Annotated in this window: 12 protein-coding genes; 9 read left to right on the top strand and 3 right to left on the bottom strand. The window is 59.8% G+C overall.

Going from position 1 to position 16,307, the window contains the following annotated elements; genetic code table 11:
- Nucleotides 1-368: 368 nt before the first annotated feature.
- A complete protein-coding gene (locus V6P94_RS17575) occupies nucleotides 369-1,757 on the bottom strand; it encodes a HAMP domain-containing sensor histidine kinase (protein WP_326397768.1) in 1,389 nt (462 codons plus the stop codon).
- Nucleotides 1,735-2,418 carry a response regulator transcription factor gene (locus V6P94_RS17570; RefSeq protein ID WP_019826485.1) on the bottom strand — a complete coding sequence of 228 codons (684 nt, stop codon included), beginning with the start codon at nucleotides 2,416-2,418 and terminating at the stop codon, nucleotides 1,735-1,737. The genes V6P94_RS17575 and V6P94_RS17570 overlap by 23 nt, the downstream gene beginning before the upstream one ends.
- Nucleotides 2,419-2,636: 218 nt before the next feature.
- On the opposite strand from V6P94_RS17570, the gene V6P94_RS17565 reads away from it, so the two are divergent.
- From V6P94_RS17565 to V6P94_RS17525, 9 genes are all read left to right on the top strand, one after another.
- Nucleotides 2,637-3,992, top strand: coding sequence for an MATE family efflux transporter (locus tag V6P94_RS17565; protein WP_019826483.1), 1,356 nt, complete (start codon nucleotides 2,637-2,639; stop codon nucleotides 3,990-3,992).
- 635 nt (nucleotides 3,993-4,627) lie between these two features.
- Nucleotides 4,628-5,608, top strand: coding sequence for a YCF48-related protein (locus V6P94_RS17560; protein WP_326397769.1), 981 nt, complete (start codon nucleotides 4,628-4,630; stop codon nucleotides 5,606-5,608).
- Complete coding sequence (locus tag V6P94_RS17555) at nucleotides 5,605-8,031, top strand: RND family transporter (protein WP_019826479.1); 2,427 nt, start codon at nucleotides 5,605-5,607, stop codon at nucleotides 8,029-8,031. The genes V6P94_RS17560 and V6P94_RS17555 overlap by 4 nt, the downstream gene beginning before the upstream one ends.
- Before the next feature lie 158 nt (nucleotides 8,032-8,189).
- On the top strand, nucleotides 8,190-9,434 hold the full coding sequence (locus V6P94_RS17550) for a helix-turn-helix transcriptional regulator (protein ID WP_019826478.1): 1,245 nt from the start codon (nucleotides 8,190-8,192) through the stop codon (nucleotides 9,432-9,434).
- A gap of 93 nt (nucleotides 9,435-9,527) precedes the next feature.
- Nucleotides 9,528-10,295 carry an SDR family oxidoreductase gene (locus V6P94_RS17545; protein ID WP_019826476.1) on the top strand — a complete coding sequence of 256 codons (768 nt, stop codon included), beginning with the start codon at nucleotides 9,528-9,530 and terminating at the stop codon, nucleotides 10,293-10,295.
- Between the two features lie 16 nt (nucleotides 10,296-10,311).
- Entirely contained in the window at nucleotides 10,312-11,145 is an 834-nt protein-coding gene (locus V6P94_RS17540) for an SDR family NAD(P)-dependent oxidoreductase (RefSeq protein ID WP_046808653.1), read from the top strand.
- Nucleotides 11,146-11,377: 232 nt separating this feature from the next.
- Complete coding sequence (locus tag V6P94_RS17535; RefSeq protein ID WP_046808654.1) at nucleotides 11,378-12,415, top strand: Rieske 2Fe-2S domain-containing protein; 1,038 nt, start codon at nucleotides 11,378-11,380, stop codon at nucleotides 12,413-12,415.
- A gap of 28 nt (nucleotides 12,416-12,443) precedes the next feature.
- Nucleotides 12,444-13,619, top strand: a complete 1,176-nt coding sequence (locus V6P94_RS17530) for an MFS transporter (protein ID WP_322149489.1) — start codon at nucleotides 12,444-12,446, stop codon at nucleotides 13,617-13,619.
- Between the two features lie 81 nt (nucleotides 13,620-13,700).
- Entirely contained in the window at nucleotides 13,701-14,714 is a 1,014-nt protein-coding gene (locus V6P94_RS17525) for an AraC family transcriptional regulator (RefSeq protein ID WP_326397770.1), read from the top strand.
- Here the strand turns inward: V6P94_RS17525 and V6P94_RS17520 are convergent.
- The gene (locus V6P94_RS17520) at nucleotides 14,700-16,229 is read right to left on the bottom strand and encodes a SulP family inorganic anion transporter (RefSeq protein ID WP_046808657.1); all 1,530 of its coding nucleotides are present in this window, start codon (nucleotides 16,227-16,229) and stop codon (nucleotides 14,700-14,702) included. The genes V6P94_RS17525 and V6P94_RS17520 overlap by 15 nt on opposite strands.
- Nucleotides 16,230-16,307: the final 78 nt, after the last annotated feature.

Genomic DNA, 16,307 nt, shown 5'->3' with positions numbered 1-16,307 from the left:
TATTGTGGGAGCGAGCCTGCTCGCGATGCCGGCGATGCGGTTTATCCGAACGATCGCGGTGATGCCTTCGCGAGCGGGCTCGCTCCCACTTCAACTTTGGCGCCCTGAAGAGTTGAGCTTGCAGGGATTATTGTGGGAGCGAGCCTGCTCGCGATGCAGGCGATGTGGTTTATCCGAACGATCGCGGTGCTGCCTTCGCGAGCGGGCTCGCTCCCACTTCAACTTTGGCGCCCTGAAGAGTTGAGCTTGCAGGGGTTACTGTGGGAGCGAGCCTGCTCGCGATGCAGGCGATGTGGTTTATCCGAACCATCGAGGTGCTGCCTTCGCGAGCAAGCTGGCTCCCACACTATTGCTAATTAAATAAAGGATTACCCGGGGTTAATCAGCCTTTGTCGACAGTGCAGGGTCAACCAGGCGCCGCCGCTTTCGCGGTTGCTGACGTCCAGGCTAAAGCCGTGCAGGTTGACGATGGCGGCTACGATGGACAGGCCCAGGCCAAAACCGCCGTGCGTGTCATCGCAGCGGTAAAAACGCTTGAACACTGCCTCCCGCTCGGCCTCGGGGATCCCGGGGCCTGTGTCTAGCACTTCAATGCGCGGGCTCCCGTTATCGTTTGTGGCTCGCAGGGTCACTTCGCCGCCGGGGGGGGTGAATTTGATCGAATTGCTCAGCAGATTGGCCAGTGCCTCAAACAGCAATGCGCGATCGCCCGTCAGGCTGGGCAATGTCGGCTCCGTGTCGAGAATCAGGGTGACCTGGCCTTCTTCAGCCAGAGGCAGGTAAAAATCGTACAGCTCCTGCAGCAAGGGCAGCGGATCGAGCTGCAGGAAGCCCGAGCGTCGTTGATGGTCTTCCAGCTCGGAAATGCGCAGCAATCCGCGAAAACGTGCCATCAAGGTGTCGGTTTCGCCGATCACTTCGTCCAGTTGCAGCGCCTCGGCGGAGCCCTCGACAGCATGCTGGCGCATCCGGTACAGCTGGGCCCGCAAGCGGGTGAGGGGGGTACGCAGGTCGTGGGCAATGTTGTCGCACACCCCTTTGACCTCGTGCATCAACAGTTCGATGCGATCGAGCATGGCGTTGACGATGGCGGCCAGCATGTCCAGCTCGTCACGTCGATTGGACAACGGCAGGCGGCAGGTTAAATCCCCCGCGATAATCGCTTCGGCACTGGCCTGAATCGCCCGAATGCGTTGCAAGGGGCGTCGGCGCAGCAAGTGCCAACCGGCAATGCCCGGGATGATGGTCAGTGACAAGCCCCAGAGCAGCGCGTGCAAAATGATCCGGGTGACGGCAAACAGCGAACCGTTGTCGCGTACCAATACCAGCCAGCGGCCGTCGTTGGTCTGTGTGGCGATGGCATCGCAACTGTCCTGGGGCAGGTCGGGGTTGTCAGAGTCGATGCAGGTGCTCAGGGCATGGATCTGGCCATCCAGCGGCAAACCCGCAGGGAGTGATCGAATGGGGCCACTCAGGGGCTTGTGTTGGGCATCGAACAGGCCATAGGCATCCACTGCGCGCATGTCGAAGGTCATGCTGGTGGCAAGCGCTTCGTCCAGTTGTTCGCCTTCAAAGCGGGCAAACAAATGCTGGCGTTGCATGAGCGAGTGCTTGGCCAGATTGCCCAGGTAATCTGACACCTCGTAATAAAGCACCCCCATCAGGATGCAGCTCCAGGCTACGAACAGAAAACTGTACAGCGCCAGCAGTCGGCTGCTGGAAGAACGCCAGCCCTTAGAGGGGTTCGGCAATGACATAACCCGAGCCTCGGACAGTGCGAATCAGAGGCACCTGGCCCGCAGGATCGATTTTTTTGCGCAGGCGACCGATATGCACGTCGATCAGGTTGGTGCCAGGGTCGAAGTGATAGCCCCAGACCTCTTCGAAAATCATCATGCGCGAGAGGATTTGCCCGGTGTTGCGCATCAGGAACTCCAGCAACTTGTACTCGGTGGGCAGCAGGCTCAGCTGTTGTTCGCAGCGACTGGCCTCACGGGTGATCAGGTTGAGTTCAAGGTCCGCGACGCGCAATGACGTTTCGTATTTGTCGACCGGGCTTTTGCGCCGCAACAGGACTTCAACCCGGGCCGCCATTTCGTCGCTGGCAAAAGGTTTGGTCAGGTAGTCATCACCCCCTGCGCGAAGGCCGCGTACACGCTCGTCGACATCGGACAGGGCGCTGATCATCAGAATCGGTGTACTCACGCCAATGGTGCGCAGGGTGGTCACAATCGCCAGGCCATCCAGTTCGGGGAGCATGCGGTCCAGTGTGATCAGGTCGTAGTCACCACTGACTGCGCGCACCAAACCTTCGCGACCATTGGCTACCCAATCGACCTCAAGGCCGTGGCTGGTCAATTCAGCCACGATTTCTTTCGCCGTTACGGCATCGTCTTCAATGGTCAAAATACGGGTCATACCGTCACCTGATGGGCTCTTTCAGCGTTGAGCACATTTTGCCCGCAAAAAGCTGAAACGTTTCTGAATATTTCTTCATGTTCAGCAAGTCGTCAGAAAGCGTAGTCCAAATGCCCCTGATGAGACCCTCAAGCCGGGTCGTTGATCCTGCTCTTCAGGAATATCTGGATACATTTGCGGTATAACTCCCGTTGTTCATTTTTTCAGGCGCTGTGTTCATGCAAACCCCTTCGCAACAGCCGCTGTGGCGGATCTACCTGATCTTTCTCGCGCCCATGGTGCTGTCCAACTTCCTTCAGAGCTTCTCCGGTACCCTGAACGGGATTTATGTCGGGCAACTGCTGGGTACTCAGGCGCTGGCCGCGGTATCGGGGATGTTTCCCATCGTGTTCTTTTTTATCGCGCTGGTCATTGGTCTGGGGGCGGGGGCTTCGGTGCTGATCGGCCAGGCCTGGGGCGCGCGGGAAACCACGATGGTCAAGCAGATCACCGGGGCCACCTTGACCCTTGGGGCGCTGATCGGGCTGCTTGCTGCGGTGCTGGGCAGCCTGTTGGCGCGCCCCGCCTTGCAAGCGCTGGGCACGCCGGTTGACGTGCTGGAAGAGGCCGTCGGTTATGCCCGGGTGATGATGTTGATCATGCCGTTGCTGCTGGTATTTATTTTGTTCACGCAAATTCTGCGCGGGGTCAGTGATACGGTTTCGCCATTGCTGGCACTGATGGTCTCAACGGCGGTGGGTTTACTGTTGACCCCGGCGCTGATCCTGGGCTGGACCGGTCTGCCACCCATGGGTATTCAAAGTGCTGCCTATGCGGGGCTGGTGGGCAACGTGCTGGCCATGCTGTTTTTGGTGCTGCGCCTGCGCCACAAAAACCATGTGATGGCACCAGATCGCGAGCTCTGGCTTGCACTGCGCCTGAACCGGGAAATTCTGGGTAAGGTGTTGCGCATCGGCCTGCCGACGGGCGTGCAGATGGTGGTGTTGTCACTGTCGGAGCTGGTGATTCTGGCGCTGGTCAACAGTCACGGCTCCCAGGCGACCGCGGCCTACGGGGCCGTGACCCAGATCGTCAACTACGTGCAGTTTCCGGCGTTGTCGATTGCAATCACCGCCTCGATCCTTGGCGCCCAGGCCATTGGCGCCGGGCGCATTGAGCGCATCGGGCCCATCCTGCGCACCGGGCTGCTGATCAACCTGTGCCTGACCGGTTTCCTGATTGTGCTGGGCTATGTGCTTTCCCACTGGTTGCTGGGGCTGTTTATTACTGACGTTGACGCACGGGTCCGGGCTGAGCACCTGCTGCATATCATGCTGTGGAGCGTTCTGGTGTTTGGTTTCCAGGCGGTGATTGGCGGGATCATGCGAGCCAGCGGGGTGGTGTTGGTGCCTATGGGGATCACGATTTTCTGCGTGTTGTGCATCGAGTTGCCGGTGGCTTATGCACTCAATGCGCACTTTGGTCTCGAAGGGGTGTGGATGGCGTTCCCTGTGACCTATATCGCCATGCTGGGGTTGCAAGCCGCGTATTACCGGTTTGTGTGGCGGCATAAGCAGATTCAGCGACTAGTTTGAGTGTGTGATGCTGCGTTTGGGGCTTCGGGTGATAACGGGTGTACCGGGTACATATCCGGCATTCGCTTCGCTCAGGAGTCCCTCGCGCAGGTGCGGTCAGATCAAAAGCATTGCACCCCGTGGCGTCCGACCTGGTTGGTGGGTTGTACTCACGACCCGTAGCAGCTGACGAGTAGCACGAGGCTGCGTCCGGCTGCGAAGCAGTCGTGAAGTCGGCTTGCACGGTTAATCAGGCACACCGCGTGTACCGGTTTTGCGACCGCTGCGCGATCGAACGTAGCCTCGTTCTACTCGTCAACTGCTACGACGGGGGTAAGCGTGAATCTGTAGTCGCTGACGAGCCGTGCGAGGCTGCGTCCGGTTTGGTGCGCCCCTGCGCCCCTGCGCGCTCGATCGCAGCCTCGTTCCACTCGTCAGCGACTACAGGCGCAAAACTATTCTCCATGGCCGTTTTTTCACTCCTCCATCCGGGCTAGGCCATTTGGACGATGTGTCTGTGACTGACCAGTCCGATGATCGAAGCCAGGTTCTGGATACCTCTGCGAGGAGTAATCCAGAGCATCCAAGATAATAAAAAAGAGGACTGGCTGCATGAACTCTGCCCAGCAACTGAATCGTGCAGCGAGGCATCAACCATGCGCTCAATGATCGGCTATCTGGTTTGCCTGATTGTCGCTGCAACCATCGCGTTTACCTTCTCCCCCCGCCCTGCATCGACCGTCGCTTCTGCTCAGTTGCGGCCTGACCGCCTGCAAATCAACGGCATGCTGTACCTCGACAAGCGTGTGGTAGCGGTGGGTGAGCGCGGCAATATTTTGCTCAGCGATGATCAGGGGCAGTCCTGGAAGGCCGCCGCGGTCAAGCCACAACGTGATCTGACCCTCACCGCCCTGGTAGCCCTTGAAGACAAGAGCCTGCTGGCGGTGGGTCATGATGGCTGGATCCTGCGCTCCGAAGATGAAGGCGCAAACTGGTCCGAGGTCCGCTTTGATGGCGACATCGCCGAGCCTTTGCTGGGTGTCTGGAGTGCTGGCGGTAATCGCGTGCTGGCGTTCGGCAGCTTTGGCAAGTTTTACCAGTCCGATGATGACGGTCGCACCTGGCAAGCCCAGCCGCTGGAGGTGGACAGTGCTCACCTCAATGGCATGGACGGCGGTGCCGATGGTCGGCGGATGGTGGTGGGTGAGCAGGGGCTGGTGTTGCGCAGTGACGACGCGGGCCTCAGCTGGAAGAAACTGGAACCGTTCTACAACGGCTCATTGTTCGGTGTGGTGCGCCTGACCCCCGACCGTTGGGTCACTTACGGCATGCGCGGGCATGTGTTCGTCAGCCAGAACTTTGGCCAGACCTGGGAACCTGTGAAGGTGGGCAATCAGTTGCCGCTCTACGGGCATGCACTCTTGCCCAATGGCGGCGGTCTGCTGATTGTGGGTGCGGGCAGTTCTGTGGTTCGCCTGGACGGCAATGGTCGTCTGGTCAGTGCCACACGCCTGCCAGGGCTGGGTACGTTGACTTCAGCTGTATTGATCGGCGCCCAGCGCTTGCTGGTGGGGGGGGAGCGCGGTGTGTTTCAGGGGGCCAATGACGGCGTTGCTGCGCTCGGAGGTGCCCAGTGAGTAGCGAAAAAAGTGCAGTAAATCGCGCGGTCGAGCACGTTGCCGATCTGTTGATCAAATGGCGCAAAAGCTTGCTGGCGCTGTTTGTATTGCTGACGCTGGCCCTGGGTTACAGCGCAACGCACACCCAGCTGGATCCGGGTTTTAACAAGCAGATCCCGGTGCGCAATGCGTTCATGGTCAACTTCCTCAACTTCAGCCAGTACTTCACCGGCGCCAACCGCTTTCTGGTCAGCGTGAAGTGGAAGGGTGAGGGCGATATCTATAACCGCCAGTACCTCGATACCTTGAGCAAGGTCACGGATGACGTGTTCTTCATCAATGGTGTCAGCCGCGCCAGTGTGACCTCGTTGTTTACTGCCAATGTGCGGTACATCGAAATCACCGAAGACGGCTTTTTTGGCGATGTGGTCGTGCCGCCGCGCTTTATCGGCTCGGGCGAAGATCTGTCCCAGGTGCGCAATAACGTTGCCCGGTCGGGGCAGATCGGACGCCTGGTGGCCAATGACCTGACTTCGTCGATGGTGCGCGCCGACTTGCAGGATATGGACCCGCAAACCGGCAAGTCGGTGTCGTATGCAGAGGTGGCCCAACGGCTTGAGGATATCCGCGCCAAATACAGCAACGATGACATCGAAATCAATATCGTCGGCTTTGCCAAGTTGGTAGGGGATGTGGTCGAAGGGCTGACCACGGTGATCGGCTTCTTTGTGATTGCCTTTGTCATTACGGCCCTGATGCTGTGGGTGTATTCACGCTCATGGCGCCTGACGATTGTCGCTCTGGCTGTGGCGCTGCTGCCGGTCGTCTGGCTGCTGGGGCTGCTGCCTTTGCTGGGGCTCGGGATCGACCCGATGTCGATTCTGGTGCCGTTTTTGATTTTCTCGATTGGCGTGTCCCATGCCGTGCAGATGACCAATGCCTGGAAACAGGACGTGCTGGGCGGCAGCTCTTCGGTGCAGGCGGCGCAGGGGGCCTTTTGCAAGATATTCATTCCGGGCTCCCTGGCCTTGCTGATGAACGCCCTGGGCTTTGGCGTGATCATGCTGATCGACATTCCCATTGTGCATGAACTGGGTGTGACCGCCTGTATTGGTGTGATGCTGATGATCATCACCAACAAGCTGATGCTGCCGATCATCCTGTCGTACTTGAAACTCGAACCGAGCGCTTTGGCTCAAGGCCTCAAGGTTCAGGGCAAGCACGCATTGTGGTGGCGCCTGTCGGCACTGGCCGAGCCGAAACCGGCGCTGGCCGTGTTCGTGGTCAGCCTGTTGCTGCTCGGCGTGGGCGCCTGGAAGGCCCGGGACCTGGCGGTGGGCGATATTGGCGTCGGCGCGCCGGAACTGCGGGCAGACTCGCGCTACAACCAGGACAACCAGAAGATCATCAACAGCTATTCCATCGGACTGGATGTGATGTCGGTGTTTGTACGGGTCAAAGGCATTGAAGAGGGTTGCCTGGCGCCTCAAGTGATGCGCGCGATCGAGTCGTTCGACTTTCAGATCCGTAGCGTCGAGGGCGTGCAGTCGGTACAGAGTGTGGCGGGCATGGGCAAAACCGTGATTGCCGGCAATAACGAAGGCAACCCGCGCTGGTCGGCGATCCCGGGTTCCGAGCGTGGTTTGAGTCAGGGCTCCCGGGCGTATATGCCGGACGACGGATTGGTGACCGAAGGCTGCCAGCGGATGCAGATCCTGGTGTTCCTCACCGACCACGAGGGGGCGACGGTGAGTCATGTGGTCGACGAAACCCAGCGCATCATTGCCGGTTTGCAAGGGCCGAATGTGGAGTTTCTGATGGCGGGCGGCAACGTGGGCGTGATGGCTGCGTCCAACGAAGCGGTCAAACAGGCCGAGGTGGTGATGCTGGCAGCCCTGTTCGGTTCGGTGGCGCTGTTCTGCTGGCTGACCTTCGGCTCATTGCGGGCAGTGCTGTGCATTCTGGTGCCATTGGCGATTGTCGCCATTCTGTGCAACGCCTTGATGGCCACCCTGGGCATCGGCCTGAAGGTTGCCACGCTGCCGGTGATGGCGTTGGGTGTGGGGGTCGGGGTCGATTACGGGATCTATCTTTACGAGCGTATTGCCCATGAGATGGCCGACGGCAAAGACCTGCGCAACGCGTTTTACCAGGCCATGTGCCAACGCGGAACGGCGGCGGTGTTTACCGCTTTGACCATGTCCATCGGGGTCTGTACCTGGGCTTTTGCACCGTTGAAGTTCCAGGCTGACATGGGCGTGCTGCTGTCCTTCATGTTCCTGGTCAACGTGCTCGGAGCCATCTTTCTGCTGCCAGCGCTGGCCGCCTGGTTCAATTTGGGTCGCCCGTTGGTCAGGGTTAAAACCCACGTCCGGGACGTACCTGCAGGGCATTACCCGCTCAAGCAGAGCGTTGCCGCCAAGGACGCTTCAAACCGCTGAAACAGACAGCTTGCCGGGCTTGTATGACGGTGAACATAAAGAGACACTGAGGCGTTTTTGCGCAGCTGCGGTTGCAGTGGCTGCGCAGAGACAACCGCTAGTAATAAGAACAATAAAAAGGGCAGGTCTTGAACCTGACCCAATGCGAGGATACGTCCGTGGATACAGTGACCCTGAACCACCAAACCCTGGCCAGTCTGGGGCTCGAACTGGCCGATTACGATCAAATGGTCGGTAACTTCTACGACGGTGCGCTGGACCCGAAAGTGATGGGTCGTACCTTGTGTGCCGTTCGCAGCATGTTCAAGGCCAACTACGCGACCCTGATTCTGCGGGTGCCGGATCAGCCCGATCTGGGCTTGATGATTGTGGCTGGTGATATCGAAGGCGAGGGTGAGTTGACGTATCAGACCTACCCGCAAGCCAACACTCCGTTCGCCGGGCAGGCGCTTGATCAGGTGTTTACGGTTGAAGACCTGATGAGCGAGTCCGAGTGGGTGCAGTCGCCGTATTTCAAAGCCTACTGTGCCAAGCAGGATGTCTATCATGTGATGGGCGCCGATATTTCGACTCCCGACGGCGGCAAGCTGCGCTTTCGTCTTACCCGGCCCAAAACGTCTCCCAAATTCTCCAGTGCCGAGCGAGCATTGTGCAGCAGTTTCTTGCCGCATCTGCGCCGGGCCCTGCACCTGCACAACCTGCTCGATCGCAGCGAGTCCATGAGCGAACTTTACGCGCAGGCCATCAGCCGCCTGTCCGTGGCCACCATCGTGCTCGACGAAACCGGCAAGGTACTGCGCCTTAACCCGGTTGCTGAAGAAATCCTCAAGAATGCTGATGGCTTGAAACTGGTGGGCGGCCGGCTGGAGGCCACTTACCCCAGCGATAACCGTGAGCTGCAGCGTCTGGTCAAGCACGCCTTTAGCCAGGAAGTACGCGACGGTGGGGTGACGGCCGATGCAATGTCCGTTACTCGGCCATCGGGGCAGGTCAGCCTGGGCCTGGTGGTCGAGGCGATTCCTTCGCTCGAGTGGGCGGAAGGCAAAAGCAAGCCTGCGGCGGTGATCTATATCCGTGATTCGGTCGGCAAGTCGCTGGCCAGTGAAGTGGTGACCAAGCAGCTGTTCAACCTGACTAAAGCCGAAACGGCGCTGGCGATGGAGCTGGCGAACGGCTTGTCACTGGAAGAAGCCGCCGAAAACCTGAATATCAGACGCAACACCGCACGGGCGCACCTGCGTTCGATCTTCTCCAAGACGGGGGTGCGCCGTCAGACTGAACTGGTAAGGATTTTGCTGAACAGCGTGGTCGCCTTGGGAAAGCCCAAGTGCGCCTTGCGAGCGGCTGAGTCCGTGGTGGTGCCAGCACCCCAGTTGGCGCGACCCGTTCGCAAAAGCGCTTAAGGAATGAATACAGGCTGGCAGTAGCGATTGAGCGCCACTGCCAGTTGCCCTTCAGTCAGGCCAACCAGCGCCTGAATCATCAAGGAAAGTCTTATGCCAGTTACAGCTGTCAGTGGTTCCGCTTCCGGGATCGGCGCCGCCGTGTGCGCGGTATTACGGGCTGCGGGGCACCGCATTATCGGGATTGACCGGGCCAATGCCGAGGTGGTCGCCGACCTGTCCACCCGTGCCGGGCGCGAGGCCGCCGTGGCGCAGGTGCTTGAACAGTCGGGCGGTGTGCTCGACGGCCTGGTGTGTTGCGCCGGGCTCGGGGTGACGGCGTCTTCCAGCAGCCTGGTGCTGGCGGTGAACTACTTTGGCGTCAGCGAATTGCTTGATGGCCTGGCCGATGCGCTGGCCAAGGGGCAACACCCGGCCGCGCTGGTCATTGGCTCGGTGGCCGCCACCCAGCCCGGCGCGGATCAACAACCGATGGTCGCAGCCTTGCTGGGCGGTGACGAGACCCTGGCGCTGGAGTTGGCCAATGCACTGGGCCAGCCCCACATCGCCTATGCCAGCTCCAAGTACGCGGTGACCTGTGAAGCGCGGCGCAAGTCGGTGCAGTGGGCGGCGCAAGGTATTCGCCTGAACGTGGTTGCGCCGGGCGCAGTAGAAACCCCGCTGCACCAGGCAGCCAAGGAAGATGAGCGGTTCGGCAAGGCGGTGCGTGAATTTGTGGCGCCATTGGGCCGTGCGGGTACGCCTGAAGAAATCGCCCGGGTGGTTGCTTTTCTGCAATCGAGCCAGGCCAGTTTTGTGACCGGCAGCGTAGTGTTCGTCGATGGTGGTATGGACGCAATGGTGCGTGCGCAGCGCTTCTGACCTTAAAGGAGTCCTTATGAACAAAGTGGCATTTATTACGGGCGCCAGTCGCGGTATTGGTCGTGAAACAGCGTTGGCGTTTGCCCGTGCAGGTTTTGATCTGGCCATCAGCGCCCGCAGCCTGGAAGAAGGTGAAAACCACACCCACGGTTTGCGCAACCCTGACGGCACGGCGTTGCCCGGCAGTTTGAACGCAACCGCCGCAGCCATTCGCGAACTGGGCCGCAAGGCCTTGGTGGTGCGCATGGACCTGCTCGACAGTGAGTCGGTGCTTGCGGCCAGTCAGGCGGTGTTTGCGGAATATGGCCGGGTGGATGTACTGGTCAATAACGCGATTTATCAGGGCAGCGATCTGAACGCGCCCTTTATGGAGTTGCAGCCAGAGACCCTGGAGCGGGTGTTTCAAGGCTACATGATGACCCCGTTCCTGCTGACCCGGGCCGTGGTCAGCCAGATGCTGGAGCAGGGCGGCGGGGTAGTGATCAATGTCACCTCCGGAGCGGGTGAAACCGATCCGCCGGTGGCGGCAGGCAAGGGCGGCTGGGGTTATGCCTATGGTGCGGGCAAGGCTGCGGTGTCGCGGCTGTCGGGGATTTTGTCGGTGGAGTTCGGCGATCAGGGGATTCGCGCCTACACCCTGAACCCGGGCGTGGTGACCACCGATGCCTTGCGCGCCACCATCGGTGACAAGGGCGTGATTGCCTTGCGTGCAGGCTCTGCACCGCCCGAGGTGCCGGCAGCGGTGATGCTGTGGCTGGCAACCAATGAGGCTGCAGTCGATCATCAGCGCAAGACCATTCAATGCCAGCCGTTTGCCCGGGAACACGGGATTGTTGAGGATTGGCGTTAACAAGGATTTTGAACACTCAAATCCTGTAGTCGCTGTCGAGGCACGAGGCTGCGATGGGCTGCGCAGCGGCCCCGGTTTTTTGAAGGTCCTGCGGCCCTTATCGCAGCCTCGTGCCTCGGCAGCGACTACAACACCTCTGTGTTCTAGTCCATCTGAACGATGAGCCTGTTTCTCACCTCGGTGAAGATCTCTCAGTAAAGCGCCCTGGCCCTTAACCTGAGGAATAATAAAAATGACTAAACTCGCTGAAATTCACGTCGAGAACGCTTTGTCGCCGCGCTTTGGCCGTGGTTGGCATTGTCTGGGCGAAGCGGATGAGTTCCGTGATGGCAAGCTGCATACCCTGAATGTGTTTGGCTCGCGACTGCTGGCGTTTGCCACGTCCAAGGGCGAGATCAGCGTGCTGGACGCCCACTGTCCGCATATGGGCGCCGACCTGTCCCAGGGCACGATCGAGAATGACCGCGTGGTTTGCCCCTTCCACCACTGGCAGTACGATGCCAGCGGCAAGTGTGTCGAGATCCCTTACTGCAAACGCATACCGCCAAAGGCCAAAACCCGCGCCTGGCAGACCTGTGAAGTGAACAAGCTGCTGTTCGTGTGGAACAACCCCGAAGGCAAGCCGCCTGCCGAAGACGTGGTGATTCCCCATCTGCCCGAAATGGACAGCGATGAGTGGCTGCACAGCTGGCACATGGACAAGCTGATCATCAACACCAACCCCCGCGAACTGGTCGACAACCTAGTGGATGCCCAGCATTTCGGCCCGGTGCATGGCACACCGACCAAGTATTTCCATAACGTATTTGAAGGGCATATCGCTCAACAGATCTTCCATGGCGACTCTGAGCGCCTGGGGGGTGATCTGGTGGCAGAGTCGGCCTATTACGGCCCTGCGACTCACCTGACCCGCATGCGCGCGGTGTTCGAAGGGCTGGAAATCAAGTCCATCCTTCTTAACTGCCACGTGCCGATCGGACCCAACAGCTTTGAGCTGCGTTTTGGCTGCATGGTCAAAAAAGTACCGGGCTGGACAGAGGAGCAGAACGAAGCGCTGGCGGTGGATTACGTGCAACGTAACCGGGATTCCTTCTATCAGGACGTTGATATCTGGACCCACAAGGTTCGGGTCAACAATCCGGTATTGGCTGAAGGTGATGGCCCTGTGTATCAACTGCGCGAGTGGTATCAGCAGTTCTTTACGGACGAAGCCGGTGTGCCGGCGAGCATGGCCGAGCGCCGTGAAATCACCACCGTTGATAACCGCTGATTGATTGCTTGAACGAAGGGTACTGCCAATGTTGCTGAACCAACGTAAAACCCTGACTTTTATGTTGGCTGCGAGCCTGGCCTCAACCATTGGCGGCTTGCCCTTCAATACGCTGCCTATTTTGCTGGGCTCACTGGCGGACAGTTTCGGTTTCGCACCGACGCAAATCGGTTTGCTCGGCTCTGTTTGCTTCACTGGCTATCTTGCAGGAACGCTGGTAGCGGTGGGCTTTATTGACCGCTGCAACTGGCGCGCCCTGACCTTTGGTTGTGCGTTGGGTGCGGCACTGGCGTTGCTGGCATCATCACAACTGCCGGCGCCTGCACAGTTGCCGTTGTGGGCCCTGATCGGTTTTTTTGCCGCGCTCATGACGTGTCTCGGGTTGCGAATAATGGCCGAGATGCCCAACAAGGAGCGGGCGTTCGGTATGCGTCAGGGGATTGAGCTGGGGTTGGTGGCGTTGGTGTTGTTTGTGCTGCCATCGCTGGTGATCAGCAATTTTCACTACGCCGGTGGCGCGCTGGTGCTGGCGGCAATGATTCTGTTACTGAGCCTGAGCGCCTTCGCGTTGCCTCGGCGCAGTGACTTCGCGGTGCATGCAGATTTGGCTAAAGACAGCTCCCTTCAAGGGCGTTTTCGCTTCCCGGTGCCCGCCTATTGGGCGCTGGGGTTTTTTTTCGTATTTGGTGCCGGACAGATTGGTCTATGGGCGTTTCTTGAACGTCTCGGGCACGGGCTGGACGTGGCCCCGGCGCAGATGGGCGTGGTTTTTGCGGTGCTTAAACTGCTGGGCGGTGGGGCGGCCCTGACCCTGGCGCTGGTTGGCGATCGCCTCGGTTCGCGCTGGCCGCATCTGCTGGTGCTGGCTGTCATCGGTACGGGCTTGTTGCTGTTGGCCTATGCCCAGGGATTTGTGATGTATGCCCTGGGTGCCTGGATCTGGGAAGTGGGTTTCTGCTGGGGGTGCATCTACCAGACCGCCGCCGTGGCCCGGCTCGATCCGAGCGGTCGCTCGATCATGCTGATTCCTGCCGCGTTTGCCTTGAGCTCAATGGTGGGGCCAGCGCTGGCGGGACAACTGGTGGCAGACGGTTTTGCCGGACTGCTGTGGCTGGCACTGGCCACGGCTGTGGTGCCGGTGGTGGCCTTTGCCGGGCTATTGGCCAGACGCCTGTCATCACCGCCGCTGGCGTTGCCCGTATAAGCCTAAGGTACTGCTGGCTTTTTGATCCGTGCTGCTTAAGATGGCCGTCAACGACACGTCATCGGGCTTGGAACACGGCCAATGTTGAACAAGGACACCATCTCCATTCATCTGGTGCGAGAGGCGCTGCTGCAGAGCTGTGCGCCAGGTAGTGCCACGGATGAAGTGCTGCACAAGGTCGGCATTGCCCCCCAGTTGCTCAACGAGCCGGATGCCCGTGTACCTGCGATGGTTTATGCGCGGATGTGGCGTCTGTTGGCGCGACGCCTGGATGACGAGTTTTTTGCCATGGATCCGCGCAAGCTGCGGTCTGGCAGCCTGGAGTTCATGTGCCGCACGGCCATGGCTCAGCCTACCCTGGCGCAGGGGCTGGAGGTGGTGCTGGGTTTCCTGTCCTTGATGCTTGAGCGTTTGCCGGCGCAATTAGTGCGCCAGCAAAGCCTGGCGGAAATCGTCTTGCAGGAGCCTGATCAACCAGCGAACCGTGGTTTTACCTACTTCACCTACTGGATGATCGTGCACGGTATTGCCTGCTGGCTGGCCGGGCGGCGAATACCGATTCTGGCCATTGAGTTGCGCTGTGCAGCGCCCGACTATTGCGAAGACTACGAGGTGATGTTCTCCGAGAATCTGCGCTTTGAGCGGCCACGCACGCGGATGATTTTTGCCGCCGACTGCCTGGATGCACCGATCAAGCGCAACGCTCAGGAGCTGAAGCGTTTTCTGGCCGAAGCGCCTGCCAATATTCTGGTCAAATACCGGGATCCTGAGAGCCTGGCCAGCCAGATCAAACAGGACTTGCGCCAACTGCCTGCCGTGCAGTGGCCTGAAACCCCGGGGATGGCGCAAAGCCTGTGCATGTCGGCATCGACCCTGCGCCGTCGGTTGGCGGAAGAAGGGCAAACCTTCCAGGGGATAAAGGACGGCGTGCGCAAGGAACTGGCAATTGGCTGGCTGGCCGAACCCGACCATAGCTATGCCGACATCGCCCTGCGCTTGGGCTTTGCCGACACCAGCTCGTTTTACAAAGCCTTTCGCAAATGGTCGGGAACCAATCCCGGGCATTACCGGGGTTTGATTTTAGGCGGTGGCTGAACCCAGGCCACGGGTGGTGCGCAGTCGGCCTTCCAGGCGTCGCTTCAACCCCTGAGGTTCAATGATCAGCTTCGAACCCTTGGCGGCATTGGCCCGCCCCCATTCTTCAAACAACTCCAGGCAGGAGTGATCGATATAGCTCAGGTTATTGAGGGGCACATGCACGATGCTACCTGCCGGTACGCGAGCCAGCACTTGAGTCAATGCCGGTACTTTGAGAAAGGTCGCCGAGCCATTGAGCCGCAACTCCATTTCGCCGTTTTGGGGCAGATCAATCAGGCTGATTTTCAGGCGTGCGGCCTTCCAGGCCAGATTGGCCAGGGTCAGGCCGAAACCCAGCAGTACACCGGTCAGTAAGTCCGTGAAGATGATTGAGAGGGCGGTCGCCGCATAGGTCAGCATCGGGATGCGGCCATAGCGCGCCAGGCCGCGAAAAGCCTTGATGTCTACCAGCTTGATGCCGGTATACACCAGTACGCCCGCCAGGCTCGCCACCGGAATGCTTTGCAGCACGCTGGACAGCAATAGCACAAAAGCCAGCAGCCAAAGGCCATGGAACATTGCCGAAAGCCGCGTGGTGGCACCTGCCTGAACGTTGGCCGAACTGCGCACGATCACGCCGGTCATTGGCAGCGCACCCACCACACCACAGAGCATGTTGCCGACCCCTTGGGCCGTCAGCTCCTTGTCAAAGTCGGAACGTTGGCCGTTGTGCATGCGGTCAACGGCCGCTGCGGACAGCAAGGTTTCTGCGCTGGCAATAAAGGCTACCGCAAACGCCGCGATCAACAGATTGGGATCGGCAAAGCTCAGCAAATCGGCCGGGCGCAACCAGTCGATGGCATCCGCCAGGTTTTCCGGGACTTCGACGCGCTTGACCTGCAAGGCCATGACCAGGCTGACCGCCGTGGTCAGGCCCACACCGAGCAGGGCGCCGGGGACGAAACGCAATTTTTGCGGGCGCAGCTTATCCCACGACCACATCACCACAATGGTTGCCAGGCCCAGCAGGCCAGCCTGCCAGCCAAGGGTTGGAATGGCTTGCGCCACCGCCTGCGGGAAACCTGCAAGGTTATCGAGGCCTGAGGGCTTTGGCGCGCCGTCGAGCATCACATGTATTTGCGACAGCACAATCAGCACCCCGATCCCGGCAAGCATGCCGTAGACCACTGCCGGGGCGGTAACACGGAACCAGCAGCCCAAGCGCAAACGTCCGGCCACCAGTTGTAAAAATCCTGCCAGGAGCAGGATCGGCCCCAGCATGGCCATACCATGCTGGCGCACCACTTCAAAGACCAGCACGGCCAGACCGGCTGCCGGGCCACTGACTTGTAGCGGCGATCCCGCCAGCCAGCCTACGACCAGGCCACCGATAATGCCGGTGATCAAGCCTTTGGCCGGTGGCATCCCGGAGGCGATCGCGATGCCCATGCACAAAGGCAGGGCGACCAGAAACACAACCACAGAGGCCAAAAGCTCCCGTGGCAGGACTGCTTTTAATTGCGCAGCACGCATGATGATTCTCCCTGGGGGGGGCTTGGGGCGTGGCAAGGCCTGGCGTCATGCCTGGCCGCCACTGCTACCTCATTGGGA

The organism is Pseudomonas sp. ML2-2023-3 (assembly GCF_037055275.1).
In the GTDB taxonomy this organism is placed as follows: Bacteria; Pseudomonadota; Gammaproteobacteria; order Pseudomonadales; family Pseudomonadaceae; genus Aquipseudomonas.
Note: the sequence above shows the minus strand (reverse complement) of the source record. Positions and strands in the feature narration are given on the sequence as shown.